The organism is Streptomyces sp. NPDC008150, assembly GCF_042956945.1.
GTDB lineage: Bacteria > Actinomycetota > Actinomycetes > Streptomycetales > Streptomycetaceae > Streptomyces.
The window spans coordinates 18,392-34,762 of sequence record NZ_JBIBHJ010000021.1 but is presented as its reverse complement, the minus strand read 5'-3'; the positions used below and the strand labels follow the sequence as shown (position 1 = coordinate 34,762).

General features: G+C 72.9%; 8 protein-coding genes and 1 tRNA gene. All 9 read right to left on the bottom strand.

From position 1 onward, the window contains the following. Positions 1–3: 3 nt before the first annotated feature. Positions 4–77: transfer RNA gene (locus tag ACFZA0_RS34785), tRNA-Thr, on the bottom strand. A 106-nt stretch (positions 78–183) separates the two neighbouring features. Continuing rightward, entirely contained in the window at positions 184–1,848 is a 1,665-nt protein-coding gene (locus tag ACFZA0_RS34780; RefSeq protein ID WP_391024421.1) for an alpha/beta fold hydrolase, read from the bottom strand. Positions 1,849–2,012: 164 nt separating this feature from the next. Beyond that, entirely contained in the window at positions 2,013–3,218 is a 1,206-nt protein-coding gene (locus ACFZA0_RS34775) for a DNA polymerase III subunit delta' (protein ID WP_391024419.1), read from the bottom strand. Between the two features lie 360 nt (positions 3,219–3,578). Next, positions 3,579–6,956 (bottom strand): dTMP kinase, encoded by a 3,378-nt coding sequence (gene tmk / locus ACFZA0_RS34770; protein ID WP_391024418.1) that lies wholly within the window; start codon positions 6,954–6,956, stop codon positions 3,579–3,581. A 268-nt stretch (positions 6,957–7,224) separates the two neighbouring features. Beyond that, complete coding sequence (gene topA / locus ACFZA0_RS34765) at positions 7,225–10,092, bottom strand: type I DNA topoisomerase (RefSeq protein WP_391024416.1); 2,868 nt, start codon at positions 10,090–10,092, stop codon at positions 7,225–7,227. Between the two features lie 247 nt (positions 10,093–10,339). Beyond that, on the bottom strand, positions 10,340–10,549 hold the full coding sequence (locus tag ACFZA0_RS34760) for a hypothetical protein (protein ID WP_391024415.1): 210 nt from the start codon (positions 10,547–10,549) through the stop codon (positions 10,340–10,342). A 779-nt stretch (positions 10,550–11,328) separates the two neighbouring features. Beyond that, positions 11,329–12,843, bottom strand: coding sequence for a methyltransferase (locus ACFZA0_RS34755; protein WP_391024413.1), 1,515 nt, complete (start codon positions 12,841–12,843; stop codon positions 11,329–11,331). 160 nt (positions 12,844–13,003) lie between these two features. Beyond that, positions 13,004–13,609, bottom strand: coding sequence for a small secreted protein (locus ACFZA0_RS34750; RefSeq protein WP_391024411.1), 606 nt, complete (start codon positions 13,607–13,609; stop codon positions 13,004–13,006). Between the two features lie 195 nt (positions 13,610–13,804). Next, the gene (locus ACFZA0_RS34745; RefSeq protein ID WP_391024410.1) at positions 13,805–16,273 is read right to left on the bottom strand and encodes a sodium-translocating pyrophosphatase; all 2,469 of its coding nucleotides are present in this window, start codon (positions 16,271–16,273) and stop codon (positions 13,805–13,807) included. Between the last annotated feature and the right edge of the window lie 98 nt (positions 16,274–16,371).

Genomic DNA, 16,371 nt, shown 5'->3' with positions numbered 1-16,371 from the left:
CAGAGCCGCCTTCGGGATTCGAACCCGAGACCTACGCATTACGAGTGCGTTGCTCTGGCCATCTGAGCTAAGGCGGCGCGCCGTCCGCACCATGGTGCGATCAGCAACGCCGGTAAGTCTACACAGTTTCCGGGGGTGCTCCGAACAGGCCCCGGAGCGCGGGGCTCCGGGGCCCGCGCGGGGTTACGAGCAGCGCTTTCCCTGCGCCGGCGGGGTGCCGCGGAGCAGGTAGGTGTTGATCGCCGAGTCGATGCAGGAACTGCCGCGCCCGTACGCCGTGTGGCCGTCGCCCTCGTAGGTCAGCAGGTGGGCCGAGGAGAGCTGGCGGGACAGGGACTGGGCCCAGCGGTACGGGGTCGCCGGGTCGCGGGTCGTGCCGACCACCACGATCGGGGCCGCGCCCTTCGCCTCGATGCGGTGGGGTTCGCCCGTCGCCCGGACCGGCCAGTACGCGCAGCTCAGGGACGCCCAGGCCAGGCCCTCGCCGAACACCGGGGACGCCTTCTCGAAGTCGGGCACCGCCTCGCGCACCTGGTCGGGGGTGTCGTACGCGGCGGGGAGGTCCAGGCAGTTCACGGCCGCGTTGGCGGACATCAGGTTCGAGTAGCGGCCGCCCGCGTCCCGCTCGTAGTAGCTGTCGGAGAGGACCAGCAGGCCCGCGCCGTCGTTCTCCCGCATCGCCGACGTCAGCGACTCGCGCAGCTGCGGCCACGCGGACTCGTCGTACATCGCGGCGATGACCCCGGTGGTGGCGAGCGCCTCACCGAGCTTGCGGCCGTCCGCGTCGCCCGCCGGGATCGGGTGCGCGTCGAGCTTCTTGAAGAAGGCCCGCAAGTTGTCGCCCACCTGCGCGGGCGTGGTGTTCCTGCCGCCCAGCGCGCAGTCGCTGTGCCGTACGCAGTCCTTCGCGAACGACTGGAACGCCGTCTCGAACCCGGCCGTCTGGTCGAGGTTCGTCCTGCGGGCCGGCAGGGAGGGGTCCATCGCGCCGTCCAGGACGAGCCGGCCGACCCGCTGCGGGAACAGTCCCGCGTACGTCGCGCCCAGGAACGTCCCGTACGAGGCACCCACGTACGTCAGCTTCTTGTCCCCGAGAGCCGCGCGCAGGATGTCCATGTCCCGCGCCGCCTCGACCGTCGAGACGTGCCGCAGCGTCCCGGCGGCACGGCTGCCGCAGCCTTCGGCGAACTCCTTGTACGCGTCGACCAGACCGGCCTGCTCGCGCCGGTCGTCGGGGGTGACGTCGGTCTGCGTGTAGGTGTCCATCTCCTTGCCGTCGAGGCAGACCACCGGCTCGCTGCGGGCCACCCCGCGGGGGTCGACGGCGACCATGTCGTAGCGGGCGCGGACCTGCGCCGGGTAGCCGATGCCCGCGTACTGCTGGAGGTAGCCGACCGCCGAGCCGCCCGGCCCGCCGGGGTTCACCAGCAGGGAGCCGAGGCGTTCGCCGGGGCCGGTCGCCTTCTTGCGGGAGACCGCGAGGCTCACGTCACCGGCGGCGGGGTCCGCGTAGTCGAGGGGCGCCTTCATCGTCGTGCACTGGAAGCCCGGCACGCCGCAGTCGCGCCACTTCAGCTTCTGCCCGTAGTACGACGAGAGCCCGGAGGGGGTGGCCCGGGGCAGCGCGGCGAGCGCCACCGCCGCCGTCGACGCCGTCGAGCCGGCCGGCTCGGTGCGCGGCCCCGCGGAACAGGCGGACACGAGCAGTGCCGCACCGGCGAGCAGCGTGCCGCCGACGCGCAGCGACCAGGGGGCGGCGAGCGGCCGTACGCCGGTCGTGCCCGGCGGGAGGTGCGCCGCGCGGGAGCGGGTACGGCGGAGAGGGCGGAGGGGGCGCCTGATGTACATCGACCGAGAGTAACCCCGTGCGGCGACTCGAATACTCTCCGTGGCGTACGTGACCCGGACGGGGGACGCCGTCAAACGGCGAACATCAGACAGCGGACACCGTCGCACCGGCCTGCCGTCCGGGCCGGGCCGGACCGGGCCGGGCCGGGTCCGTGCGGCTCCCGCTAGCCCGCCCTGATGGCCATCGTCATCGCCTCCACCGCGAGCAGCGGGGCGACGTTGCGGTCGAGGGCGTCGCGGCAGGCGCCGATCGCCTCGATGCGGCGCAGGGTCGACTCCGGGGTGCCGGCGCCCGCCAGGCGGTCCAGGGTGTCCTCGAAGTCCGCGTTGGCGATCGCCACGCGGGAGCCGAGCTGGAGCGCGAGGACGTCCCGGTACAGCGAGGTGAGGTCGGTCAGCGCGACGTCGAGGCTGTCGCGCTGGGTGCGTGTCCTGCGGCGCTTCTGCTTGTCCTCCAGGTCCTTCATCACGCCCGCCGTGCCGCGCGGCATCCGGCCGCCCTGCACGGCGCCCATCGCCGCCTTCAGCTCGTCGGTCTCCTTGCCGTCCCGCTCCTCGGCGAGCTGCTTGGCGTCCTCCGCCGCCGCGTCGACCAGCTCCTGCGCGGCCTTCAGGCATCCCCCGATGTCGTCCAGGCGCAGCGGCAGCCGCAGCACGGTGGCGCGCCGCTGGCGGGCGGCGGGGTCGGTGGCCAGGCGGCGGGCCCGGTCGACGTGGCCCTGCGTGGCGCGGGCCGCCGCGGCGGCGACGTCGGGTTCGACGCCCTCGCGTCGGACGAGCATGTCGGCGACGGCCTCGACGTGCGGGGTGCGCAGGTTCAGGTGGCGGCAGCGGGAGCGGATGGTCGGCAGCACGTCCTCGATCGACGGCGCGCAGAGCAGCCAGACCGTACGCGGGGCGGGCTCCTCGACGGCCTTGAGGACGGCGTTGGCCGACTTCTCGTTCAGCCGCTCCGCGTCCTCGACGAGGATCACCTGCCAGCGCCCGGTCGCCGGCGAGGTGTACGACTTGCGGACCGTGTCCCGCATGTCCTCGGCGAGGATCTGCGCGCCGACCGCCGCGACCGTGCTGACGTCGGCGTGCGTGCCGACGAGAGCGGTGTGGCAGCCGTCGCAGAACCCGCAGCCGGGCACTCCGCCGAGGGCGCGGTCGGGGCTGACGCACTGGAGCGCGGCGGCGAAGGCGCGGGCCGTCTGCGCGCGCCCCGCGCCGGGGGGCCCGGTGAACAGCCAGGCGTGCGTCATCCGCGACCCCTCGGGCAGTGGGGTCCCGGCGCCCACGGCGGTGACCAGGGCGTCGGCGTCGCGGGCGGCGGCGGCGAGCTGCTCGCTCACGGCCTCCTGCCCCACCAGGTCGTCCCACACGGTCATGGGTCACTCCGCCCTTTCGTCGTCACGCTGCACACTGCCTGTCCGCCGACCTGCGGCTCGCGCTGTTCGCCGCGCCCACTCGCCGCGCCCACCGCTCCCGCAGGGGCGGGTGTTTCGGAAAGGTCCGCCGCGTTCGTCACGCGGCCGTGTCCGGCATGCGTGCGGCGCGGATTCCATTGTGGGGGCGACCACTGACAAACCGGCACGATCGGCGCCCTCGGCCCCGGCCCGGCTCGGCCCCGGCCCTCCCCCGTTCAGCCTGCTCGCCCAGGTCGGAGGCCCGGGAACGGCGACGGGGCCGACCGGCCGCGGTCACCCGCGCCCGTCGACCCCGGAGGCCACGGCGGAACGCCGGCCGCCTCAGCCCCGGCGTCCGCGGCCCCTGCCGCCCCGGCCGCGGCCCGTGCCGTCGTCGTGCCCGTCCTCGTCGTCGCCCCGTCGGCCGAGCAGTTCGTCGGCCAGCGTCGGCAGGTCGTCGAGCGGGGTCTCCTCGGCCCACTCCGGGCGCGGGCGCCGGGAGCGGGGGGCGCCCTCGTCGTCGAGCTGGGGCAGTTCGCGCGTACGGTCGTCGCCCGTCACCGACGGCGGCGCCGGCGTGACGCGTTCGTCCTGCTCCCGGAAGAAGCCCGGGGGCACCCGGTCGGCGGGGTCGCCCGCACCGGCGGAGCCGCCCCCGTCACGCCCGATCTGCGGCAGCACCGCCGTCTCGTCCGAGGCTCCCGTCGAGCCGGGCTTCACCTGCGGCAGCACCGCCGTCTCGTCGGACGCGCCCGCGGGCGAGGCCGGCGGACGCGGCAGCCTGGCCGTGCGCTCCGACTCCGATTCCGGCTGCGACTGGGGCTCCGACTCCGGCTCCGGTGCGGACGGCCGGCGGTCGGCCCGACGGTCCTCGGTCCGCCCGACGGCGGGCAGCACCGCCGTCTCGTCGCTCGCGGCGCCGCCCGAGGACGACGCCCCCGGGTTCACGAGCGGGGTCTGCACCGTGGTCGCCTCGGCGGGCGCGTCCGCGGCGGGCCTGCGCGCGGGAGCCGGCGTCCCGGACGCGGCACTCCGCGTCTCGCCGGACGGCGCGTCGTCGGGGGCCGGGGCCGTGCCACGCTCGGCGGCCTGCCGCCGCGGTCCCGCCTCCGCCGCCGCGGTCGCCTGCTCCGCGAGGCGGCGGGCCTCCTCGGCGCGCAGCAGCGCCTCCTCGGCCTTGCGCTGCTTGTCCAGACGTCGCTGGTCGGCCTCGGCCCGCAGCCGGGCCTCCTCCTCGGCCTGCCGGCGACGGCGTTCCTCGTCGGCCTTGCGGCGCGTCTCCTCGGCGGCGCGGGCCTCCTCCTCGGCGAGCAGCCGGACCCGCTCCTCCTCGGCGCGGCGGCGCGCTTCCTCGGCCCGCTGCCGGGCCTCCTCCGCCTGCCGCTCGGCCTCGCGACGCTGCGCCTCCTCCAGCTCGCGCCGCTTGCGCTCCTCCTCCTCGGCGCGCAGCTTGGCGAGCTGCTCCTGGCGTTCGCGCTCGACGCGCTCCGCCTCGGCCTTGCGCGCGGCCTCCAGCTCCGCCTTGCGGCGGGCCTCCTCCTCGGCCTTGCGGCGCGCCTCCTCCTGGGCCGCGATCTCGGCCTCGGACAGCGGCAGCAACTGGTCGAGCCGGTGCCGGATCACGCTGGTGACGGCCTCCGGTTCCTGGCCGGCGTCCACGACGAGGTACCGGCCGGAGTCGGCGGCGGCGAGGGTGAGGAAGCCGGACCGTACGCGCGCGTGGAACTCGGCGGGCTCCGACTCCAGGCGGTCGGGAGCCTCCGTGAAGCGTTCGCGGGCGGTCTGCGGGGCCACGTCGAGCAGCACCGTCAGGTGCGGGACGAGACCGTTGGTCGCCCAGCGCGAGATGCGCGCGATCTCGGTCGGCGACAGGTCGCGCCCGGCGCCCTGGTACGCCACCGACGAGTCGATGTAGCGGTCGGAGATGACCACCGCGCCGCGCTCCAGGGCGGGACGCACGACGGTGTCCACGTGCTCCGCGCGGTCCGCCGCGTACAGCAGCGCCTCCGCGCGGTGGGAGAGCCCGGCGGACGACACGTCGAGCAGGATCGACCGCAGCCGCTTGCCGACCGGGGTGGCACCGGGTTCGCGCGTGAGGACGACCTCGTGCCCCTTGGCCCTGATCCACTCGGCGAGGGCGTCGGCCTGGGTGGACTTGCCGGCTCCGTCGCCACCCTCCAGGGCGATGAAGAAACCGTTCGCCGTGGCCAGCGGTCCCGGGTCGTCGCCGCCGCGCAGGGCGTCCAGCAGGTCGTGCCGCAGCGGCACGCCGGACCGGTCGTCGGTCTTGGCGAGCACCAGCGCGGCGACGGGCAGCAGCAGCGCGCCGACCAGCATCAGCGTGAACGCGGCACCGCCGTGCGCGAAGACGAACTTGCCGCTCGCCAGGCGGTGCGGCCCGATGCCCGCGGCCACCAGGGGCGCGACGACGGCGCCGACGGCGACGAAGACCCGGACGACCGCGTGCAGGTGCTCGGTGGTGCGTGCCCGGCGGTGCTCCTCGGCCTCCTGGTCGAGGAGGGCGTGTCCGGTGTTGGCGGCCACGCCCGCGCCGACGCCGGCCAGCGCGAGGATCAGCAGGACGCTGGCGATGTCCGGGTCGAGGCCCGCGCCGAGCAGGGCGACACCGGTGAACGCGATGGCCAGCGCGAGCAGCCGGCGGCGCGACAGGGTGACGAGCACCTTGGGCGCGCTGCGGATGCCGACGACGACACCGCCGGTCAGCGCGAGCACCATCAGGCCGTACGAGACGGGGCCGCCGCCGAGGTCCTTGGCGTGCAGTACGGCCACGGCGACCGCCGCGGCGATCGCACCGGCGACGGAGGCACTGGCCAGCACCAGCAGCGCGGCGGCTCCGGTGCGGCCCTTGTCGACGTCCGTGCCGGAACGCGGCCGGCGCAGCCCCTCCAGCGGGGAACGCGCGCGCGGGGTGCGCAGTCCGGGGACTTCGAGGAAGGTCAGCACCGACAGGGAGGCGGCGAACAGTCCCGCCGCGACGTACGAGGCGAGGGCCGCCTGGTGCTGGCCGAACCAGTCGAGGCCGGAGCCGAGCAGGTTGTTCAGCAGGCCCGCGACGACAAGGGCCGCGCCCGCGAGTGGGACGGCCACGAAGCTCGTGCGCAGCGACAGGCGGCGCAGGGCGTCCATGTGGTCCGGCAGCGGCCGGACGGTCGCGCCCTCCGGCGGCGGCACGGGCAGCAGCGCGGGCGCCGTGCCCTCGCGGCCCACGCTCCAGAAGCGCTCGGCGACACCGGCGACGAAGCCGGTGACGAGGAGGGCCGCCAGGGCGTTGTCCGGGGTCCAGTCGATCCACAGCGGCGCCACGATCAGCAGCAGGGCGCGCAGCCCGTCGGCGCCGACCATCGTCCAGCGGCGGTCCAGCGGGCCGTCGTGCGAGGTGAGGGAGGAGAGCGGTCCCAGCAGGACCGCCCCGAAGAGCAGCGTCGCGAGCACCCGCACCGCGAAGACCGCCGCGACGGCGAACGCCACCCCGCGGTAACCGCCCCCGAAGGAGCCCTCGGCGACGGCCGCCTGGAGGACGAGGAGGACCAGCACCAGGAGCGCGAGGACGTCCCCGATGCCGCCGACCAACTGGGCGCTCCACAAGCGCTTCAGCTGCGGCTGGCGCAACAGTGCGCGGACGGCACGCTCGCGTGAGTCCGCGACCAGGGTGTCGTCGGAGTTCGGCTGGTGGGCCGTTGGCTGCTCGGCTCGCGTCATGCATTCAGCCTATCGGCAGGCACCGACGGCTCGCGGCGGGCGCCCGAACGTGTGCACGCCCCGACACCAAAGTGATGCCGGGGTGTTGGAAACGTGACCTCCGCCGGCACGGATCTGCCCGCCCGGAGCTGTCCACGCAGCCCGGCCCGCCCGTCGCGCACCGAGCCGTGACGCACTGCGCGCGCGTGGCGGGCTGTCGCCGACCACGCGCGCGGAGGAGCAGTTCTGACGAGTGGGCAGCGAACCGTCCGGCCGGCCGCCCACCCGGTCACTCGTCCGAGGAACCCCCGGAGCCGCCGGACGCCGACACGCCGGAGGCGGCCGTCTTCGCGACGGCCTTCTTGGTCGTCGTCTTCTTGGCGGCCGTCTTCTTCGCCGTGGTGGTCTTCGCCGCCGTCTTCTTGGCGGTCGTGGCCTTCTTGGCGGGCGCCTTCTTCGCGGGCGCCTTCTTGGTCGTCGCCTTCTTCGTCGTCTTCTTGGCGGGCGTCTTGGCGCGCTTCTCGGCGAGCAGCTCGTAGCCGCGCTCCGGGGTGATCTCCTCGACGCTGTCGCCGGAGCGCAGGGTCGCGTTGGTCTCGCCGTCGGTGACGTACGGGCCGAAGCGGCCGTCCTTGACGACGACGGGCTTCCCGCTGACCGGGTCCTCGCCCAGCTCCTTCAGCGGCGGCTTCGCCGCGGCGCGGCCCCGCTGCTTGGGCTGCGCGTAGATCGCCTCGGCCTCTTCGAGCGTGATGGTGAAGAGCTGGTCCTCGGTCTGGAGCGAGCGCGAGTCCGTGCCCTTCTTCAGGTAGGGCCCGTAGCGCCCGTTCTGCGCGGTGATCTCGACGCCCTCGGCGTCCTTGCCGACGACACGCGGCAGCGACATGAGCTTGAGGGCGTCCGCGAGGGTCACGGTGTCGAGCGTCATCGTCTTGAACAGCGACGCGGTCCGCGGCTTGACGGCGTTCTTGCCCGTCTTCGGGGTTCCCTCGGGCAGCACCTCGGTGACGTACGGACCGTAGCGGCCGTCCTTGGCGACGATCTCGCGGCCGGTCTCCGGGTCGGTGCCCAGCTCGAAGTCTCCGCTGGGCCGCGCGAGCAGCTCTTCGGCCATCTCGACGGACAGCTCGTCCGGGGCGAGGTCCTCGGGGATGTCGGCGCGCTGGTGGTTCTCGGAGTCCTTCTCGCCGCGCTCGATGTACGGGCCGTAGCGGCCCACGCGCAGCACGATGTCGTTGCCGACGGGGAACGACGACACCTCGCGGGCGTCGATCGCGCCCAGGTCGGTGACGAGTTCCTTGAGGCCGCCCAGGTGGTCGCCGTCGCCGTTGCCGGCCTCGGCGGCGCCCGTCGCCTCGCCCTCGCCGAAGTAGAAGCGGCGCAGCCACGGCACCGCACGGGCCTCGCCCCGCGCGATGCGGTCGAGGTCGTCCTCCATCTTGGCGGTGAAGTCGTAGTCGACCAGGCGCCCGAAGTGCTTCTCCAGGAGGTTGACCACGGCGAACGACAGGAAGGACGGCACGAGGGCCGTGCCCTTCTTGAAGACGTAACCGCGGTCGAGGATCGTGCCGATGATCGACGCGTACGTCGACGGGCGGCCGATCTCGCGCTCTTCGAGCTCCTTGACCAGCGAGGCCTCGGTGTAGCGGGCCGGGGGCTTGGTGCTGTGCCCGTCGACCGTCATCTCGTCGGCGGTGAGCGCGTCGCCCTCGGAGACCTGCGGCAGCCTGCGCTCGCGGTCGTCGAGCTCGGCGTTCGGGTCGTCGGCGCCCTCGACGTAGGCCTTGAGGAAGCCGTGGAAGGTGATCGTCTTGCCGGACGCGCTGAACTCGGCGTCACGGCCGTCCGCGGCGGTGCCGCCGATCTTGACGGTGACGGAGTTGCCGGTCGCGTCCTTCATCTGGGAGGCGACGGTCCGCTTCCAGATCAGCTCGTACAGCCGGAACTGGTCGCCGGTCAGGCCCGTCTCGGCGGGGGTGCGGAAGCGGTCGCCCGAGGGGCGGATCGCCTCGTGCGCCTCTTGCGCGTTCTTGACCTTGCCGGCGTACGTGCGCGGCTTGTCCGGCAGGTACTGGGCCCCGTAGAGCTGCGTGACCTGGGCGCGGGCGGCGGTGATCGCCGTGTCGCTCAGGGTCGTGGAGTCCGTACGCATGTAGGTGATGAAGCCGTTCTCGTACAGCTTCTGGGCGACCTGCATGGTGGCCTTGGCGCCGAAGCCGAGCTTGCGGCTCGCCTCCTGCTGGAGGGTCGTCGTACGGAACGGGGCGTACGGCGAGCGCCGGTACGGCTTCGACTCGACGGAACGCACCGCGAACCGGCTGTTCTCCAGCCCGGCGGCGAGCTCGCGCGCGGTGGCCTCGTCGAGGTGCAGGAGGTTCGCGCCCTTGAGCTGCCCCACGGAGTCGAAGTCGCGGCCCTGCGCTACCCGGCGCCCGTCGACCGTTTGGAGGCGGGCGACCAGCGAGGACGGGTCGGAGGCGTCACCGGCGCGGCCGGTCGCGAAGGTGCCCGTGAGGTCCCAGTAGCTCGCGGAACGGAAGGCGATGCGCTCGCGTTCCCGCTCCACGACGAGTCGGGTGGCGACGGACTGGACACGGCCGGCCGACAGGCGCGGCATGACCTTCTTCCACAGGACGGGCGAGACCTCGTAGCCGTACAGGCGGTCGAGGATGCGGCGCGTCTCCTGGGCGTCGACCAGCTTCTGGTTCAGTTCGCGCGGGTTGCGCACGGCCTGCTGGATGGCGTCCTTGGTGATCTCGTGGAAGACCATCCGCTTGACGGGAACCTTGGGCTTCAGCACTTCCTGGAGGTGCCACGCGATGGCTTCGCCCTCGCGGTCCTCGTCCGTCGCGAGGAAGAGCTCGTCGGAGTCCCGCAGGAGGTCCTTGAGCTTCTTGACCTGGGCCCGCTTGTCGGCGTTGACGACGTAGATCGGCTGGAAGTCGTGTTCGACGTCCACACCGAGACGGCGCACCTCGCCGGTGTACTTCTCCGGCACCTCGGCGGCACCGTTGGGGAGGTCACGGATGTGCCCGACGCTCGCCTCGACAATGTAGCCGGGGCCGAGATAACCCTTGATCGTCTTCGCCTTGGCAGGCGACTCGACGATGACGAGTCGGCGGCCGCCGCCCTGCGCGGTCTCGCTGGTCGGGGACAACTTCGCTCTTCTCTCCGGATCGACGCTGGGGCCCTCCCTGGGCCTTGCGCCCCGGGTCGGGTCATGGTGACGCTGCGGAGTGTGACGGTACATCCCGCCCCCGTGTCAAACGGGAAAAGCCCGCAACGGCCACTCGAACGGTAACCCGACTACCGCCCTTCCTGCCGCCCGGAGTGCCCAGCTCCGGTCCCGGCCCCATCCGGAGCGTGATCCGCCGGTTACCGGCGCGAGGTCCGGCGGACCCCCCTCAGAGGTGCGAGAACAGGTGCGCGAAGCACCAGACCCCGACGGCCAGCGACACCAGCGAGACGGCGCCCGTGACGGTCGCCGCGAAGGCCGGGCGGACCCCGGCGGCGACCGGCCGCCGCTGCCGGACGCACACGGCCGTCCACAGCAGAAGTGTCGCCCCGAACAGGGCGAACACCGCGCCCGTCACCGCCGCAGGACCGTTTTCCACCGCGCCCGCCTCCCGTCCGGACGCCCCTGCGTCCGCACCGGAGGCTCGCACTCACGGACGACATCGGGGCCAACCCGCGGTGAACGCGGGAAGGACCGCAGGGCGAGGCACCGGCACGAGCCCGCGGCGGCACGTCCGGCCACCTCGGCCCCGGGTCGAAATCCGGCCCGTTCCCGCCCCGAAGTGGCGTGCACCACGCCCGCGACGACCGGAGGCGTTTCGTCCGGATCGGTATGCAATGGACGGGTACGGAGGCGCGGCAGATCCCGCGTCGGTCGGCGACCGGGCCGACCCGACCACCGCACCGAGGGCCACGAATCAGCCACTTCTTTCCGGATTCCGCCCGGATTCCACCCCGACCGCCCTTGACCGACTTGTCGGCAGTTTCCGGTCGCCGCCTTCCGCCGCTGTCCGGAATCGGCCGACATCAACCGCTGGCCGCCCGAGCGGGTCGACCGACCGACCGACCCGGTCGCTCCGGTCGCTCCGGTCGCTCCGGTCGGGAACCCACCTCGCCCCGCACCCCGCCCTGCGCACCACCGGCGCCGCCGGACCTAGACCGGTGACCGGCTCGCCGGGCGCGGTGGGCGGTGCGCCGGTTCGCGGCGAGCGGCGCGGCGGTGCCCCGGTTCGCGGCGAGCGGCGCGAGCCGAGTTCGCGCCGTACGGCCGCGTCGGGCCCGCGCGCCGAGCGGCCGGCCCGTGGCGGCCCGGCCGGGTACCGGCCCCTGCCGGGCCCACCCCCGCCACCCCGCCGGCGCCGACCCCCTCCGCGCATCCTCAGCTCGGGTCGAGGAACCCCTGCTCCACCAGCAGCCGGATCTGGGCGGGCGTGCGGTCCCGCAGGGTCACCGGGTCGTCGCCGGTGAGCTGGGCGATCGCGTCGAGGATGCGTCCGGCGCTCAGCGAGCCGTCGCACACGCCCGCGAAGCCCGCGCCGACCGTGTCGACCTGGGTGGCGCGGCGCATCCCGCGGTGCTGACGCAGCACCACGTGCTCCGGGTCCTCGGCGCCGGGCAGCCCGACCTGCTCCTGCACCACCTCGGCGGTCAGCCGGAAGTGCCCCTCCAGCAGCGCCGCGTCGTCGTTGTCGCGCAGCCAGTCGACGCGCTCGAAGTGCGTCCGCACCGCCTCACCGAGCGGCTGTTCGACCGAGTGGGGCCATTCCTCGACGGTGACCGACGGCTCGGCCGCGTCCGTCCGGTGCAGGGTGATCCAGCCGAAGCCCACACCGCGCACCTTGCGCGCCTCGAACTCGTCGAGCCAGGCGTCGTACCGCTCCTGGTACGCGGCCGTGTCGTCGCGGTGATCGCCCGCGTCGCGCAGCCACAGCTCCGCGTACTGCGTGACGTCCTGCACGTCGCGCTGCACGATCCAGGCGTCGCAGCCGCGCGGCACCCACGAGCGCAGCCGGTCCTGCCACTCCTCCCCCTCCACGTGCTGCCAGTTGGCGAGGAACTGCGCGAACCCGCCCCGGTTCAGGCGCTCCCCCGCCTGCTGAACGAGCGTGCGGCACAGATCGTCCCCGCCCATCCCGCCGTCCCGGTAGGTGAGCCGGGCACCCGGTGAGATCACGAACGGCGGGTTCGAGACGATCAGGTCGTACGTCTCGCCCTCGGGCACCGGCTCGAACAGGGAACCCTCGAACAGTGCGGGGGCCGGGGCGCCGGACAGGGCGAACGTCAGCGCGGTGACGTGCAGGGCACGGGGGTTGATGTCGGTGGCCGTCACGCGCGTGGCGTGCTGGGCGGCGTGCAGCGCCTGAATGCCCGAACCGGTGCCGAGGTCGAGCGCCGATCCGACGGGCGTACGGACGGTGATGCCCGACAGCGTGGTCGACGCCCCGCCCACCCCGAGCACCACTCCCTCGTCCCGGCGGGCGACCCCGCCGGCCCCGCCGACAGAGCAGCCCAGGTCGGAGACGACGAACCAGTCCTCGCCGTCGGTCCCGCCGTACGGGCGGACGTCCACGGCGGCGGCTACCTCGTCGCCCGCGGCCGTCAGCCAGCCGGTCTCCAGGCACAGGTCGACCGGCAGAACGCCTGCCACGCGCGCGTACGGCACGGGCTGCTGGAGCAGGAACAGCCGGACCAGCATCTCCAGCGGCGTGTCCCCACGGGTCGCGCGCAGCGCCGGCACGGTCTCGCTGCGGGCCAGCGCCGCGTACGCGGGTGCCCCCAGGAGATCGAGCAGTCCGTCGGCGGTGAAGGAGGCGCCGAGGAGGGCGTCGCGGAGGGCCGCGGCGACGTCCGGCCGGTCGGCGGCGGGCAGGGCGGGCAGGCTGGAGTTACTCACTCCCCCATTGTCTCCGCCCGGGGGCCGCCCGCACGCGTCCGCGTACAGGAACGCGGCGTGACGGCGGCGCTGGCCCCCCGACGACGGACGGGAGACGGACCGGAGGAGGACCGGAGACCGGCCGGAGACCGAACGGAGGGGAAGCCGACCTGCCGCCGGGTCAGCCCGCGGTGGCCGAGGCGTCGGCGGACGGCGTGGCGGAGGCGGACTTGCAGCTCTCCTGCTTGGCCATCGCCTTGCCGACGTCGCCCTCCTCCAGCGCCTTCAGCGCGTCGTTGCCGTTCTGGCTCAGCTTGTTGAGGGAGGTGGCGATGTCCTTGAGGCCGTCGGCGAACTTCGCCTGGTCCTTCGTGTTGAGAGCGTCGACCTGCTTCTTCAGCGACGCGTACGAGGCGGAGATCTCGTTGAGCTCCTTCACGGCGGCCTGCTGCTTCTGCTTGCCGTCGTCCACGTTCGGCGGCCCCGCCTTGGTGACGGCGGCGCCGATCGCCTTGTAGGCGTCGGACATGTCCTGGAAGGCCTGGGCGTCCGTCTTCCGGACGTCCTCCGGAGCGCTGTCGTCCGAGGTCTCCTTCTGGATCGAGGCGTTGGCGGCCTCGATCTTCTTGGCCTGCGTCTGCAGCGAGTCGCACACCTGCTTGGCCCAGGCGTCCAGTTCGTCGTTGCTGTCGTCGCTGCTGCTGCATCCCGTCAGCGCCAGTACCAGTACCGCACCGCCGGACAGTGCGGCCGCGAGCTTCTTGTTCACCGGGTTGGTCCCTTCCATGGCTCTCGGCCCCGGAACTTACACGCCGGAGGCGGGAACGCCGCACGGCGAACGTCCGTTAAGTGATTTATGAAGCCATTTGCACCAAGCGAGAGAAGGCTCACGGTCGGCAGGCCGAGTAGGCGCGCGAAGGGCGGACAGAGCGTCAAACGACTCTGTCCGCCCACCAGTTGAGGTGCCACGTGGGTTCGCCGGCTACGAAACCACCGCCTCCTCGGCCGACTTGGCGGTCCCGGCCGTCTCCTCGTCGTCGTCGCCCACGGTGATCCCGCGCCGCTTGGAGACGTAGACGGCGCCCACGATCACGACGAGCGCGAGCACCGCGACGAGTACCCGCACACCGACGTTCCTGTCGTCCCCGTAGCTGAACTTGATGACGGCGGGGGCGATCAGCAGGGACACCAGGTTCATCACCTTGAGCAGCGGGTTGATGGCCGGCCCGGCGGTGTCCTTGAAGGGGTCGCCCACGGTGTCGCCGATGACGGTCGCCGCGTGGGCCTCGCTGCCCTTGCCGCCGTGGTGGCCGTCCTCGACGAGCTTCTTGGCGTTGTCCCACGCGCCACCGGAGTTGGCGAGGAAGACGGCCATCAGGGTGCCGGTGCCGATGGCACCCGCGAGGTACGCACCGAGGGCGCCGACGCCGAGCGTGAACCCGACGAAGACGGGCGCGAGGACGGCCAGCAGACCTGGAGTGGTCAGCTCCCGCAGCGCGTCCCGCGTACAGATGTCGACGACCTTGCCGTACTCCGGCTGCTCCGTGTAGTCCATGATCCCGGGCCGCTCGCGGAACTGCCGCCGCACCTCGAACACCACCGAACCCGCCGACCGCGAAACGGCGTTGATCGCCAGCCCCGAGAAGAGGAAGACGACCGCGGCACCCGCGATCAGGCCGACGAGGTTGTTCGGCTGCGAGATGTCCATCATCAGACTCAGCGGAGCGCCCGGCCCGGACAGCTTCTCGCCCACGTCGTGCGCGCCGGTCGTGATCGCGTCCCGGTACGAACCGAACAGCGCCGACGCGGCGAGCACGGCGGTGGCGATCGCGATGCCCTTGGTGATGGCCTTCGTGGTGTTGCCCACGGCGTCCAGGTTGGTGAGGACCTGGGCGCCCTCCCCCTCGACGTCGCCGGACATCTCCGCGATGCCCTGCGCGTTGTCGGAGACCGGTCCGAACGTGTCCATGGCGACGATGACGCCGACCGTGGTGAGCAGCCCGGTGCCGGCCAGCGCCACCGCGAAGAGCGCCAGCATGATGCTGGTACCGCCCAGCAGGAACGCCCCGTACACCCCGAGTCCGATCAACAGCGCGGTGTAGACGGCCGATTCGAGGCCCACGGAGATACCGGCGAGGACGACCGTGGCGGGGCCGGTGAGCGACGTCCTGCCGATGTCGCGCACCGGGCGCCGGGTGGTCTCCGTGAAGTAGCCGGTCAGCTGCTGGATGAGCGCGGCCAGCACGATCCCGATGGCCACGGCGGTCACCGCGAGGACGCGCGGGTCGCCGCCCTTCGCCAGCACGGCCGCGTCGCTCACCCCGTCGAGGTCCCCGTACGAGGACGGCAGATAGACGAAGACGGCCACCGCCACCAGGACGAGCGAGATCACGGCGGAGACGAAGAATCCGCGGTTGATGGCGCTCATGCCGCTGCGGTCCGTGGCCCGGGGTACCACCGCGAAGATGCCGATCATCGCGGTGACGACCCCGATGGCGGGCACGATCAGCGGGAAGGCGAGCCCCGCGTCGCCGAACGCCGCCTTTCCGAGGATCAGTGCGGCCACCAGGGTGACGGCGTACGACTCGAACAGGTCCGCCGCCATGCCCGCGCAGTCGCCGACGTTGTCGCCCACGTTGTCCGCGATGGTCGCGGCGTTGCGCGGATCGTCCTCGGGGATGCCCTGCTCCACCTTGCCGACCAGGTCCGCGCCGACATCCGCGGCCTTGGTGAAGATGCCTCCGCCGACACGCATGAACATCGCGATCAGGGCGGCACCGAGGCCGAAGCCCTCCAGCACCTTGGGCGCGTCCGCCGCGTAGACCAGCACGACGCAGGAGGCGCCCAGCAGGCCGAGCCCCACCGTGAACATGCCGACGACGCCGCCCGTACGAAAAGCGATCTTCATTGCTTTGTGCGAGGCGGCGACAGAACCGGCGGGACCGGCACCGGCCGGGAGATCCAATTCACCGTCGCCCCCGTCCGGACCGGACGCCGTATCGCCCGTCGCGGTCGCGGAGGTCGCTTCCCTGGCCGCGGCGGCCACCCGCACATTGCTGCGCACCGCGAGCCACATGCCGATATATCCGGTCCCGGCCGAGAAGAGCGCCCCGACAAGGAAGAACACCGACCGCCCGATCCGCTGATTCCAGTCGTCGGCGGGCAGCAGGGACAACAGGAAGAACACGGCGACGGCGAATACACCGAGCGTGCGCAACTGCCTGGCCAGATAAGCGTTCGCGCCTTCCTGGACCGCCGCGGCGATCCGTTTCATGCTCTCGGTGCCCTCGTCCGCGGCGAGCACCTGGCGCACCAGGACGGCCGCCAGGGCAAGTGCCGCCAGGGCGACCACGCCGATGACGATCACGATGAGCCGGTTGTCGTCGGTCAGGACCGCGGCTGCGAGGGGTGAGGGACGGCCCAACTGATGAGGGGTAGAAAGCCCCGCCATTCGTCCTCCTTGACGCTTGGACTGAGCTCAAGACGTGGACGGATTCTAGGTTTCCGAACCTGATCAAAACAGAGCGCTGCAAGCGGAATTAATCTTCG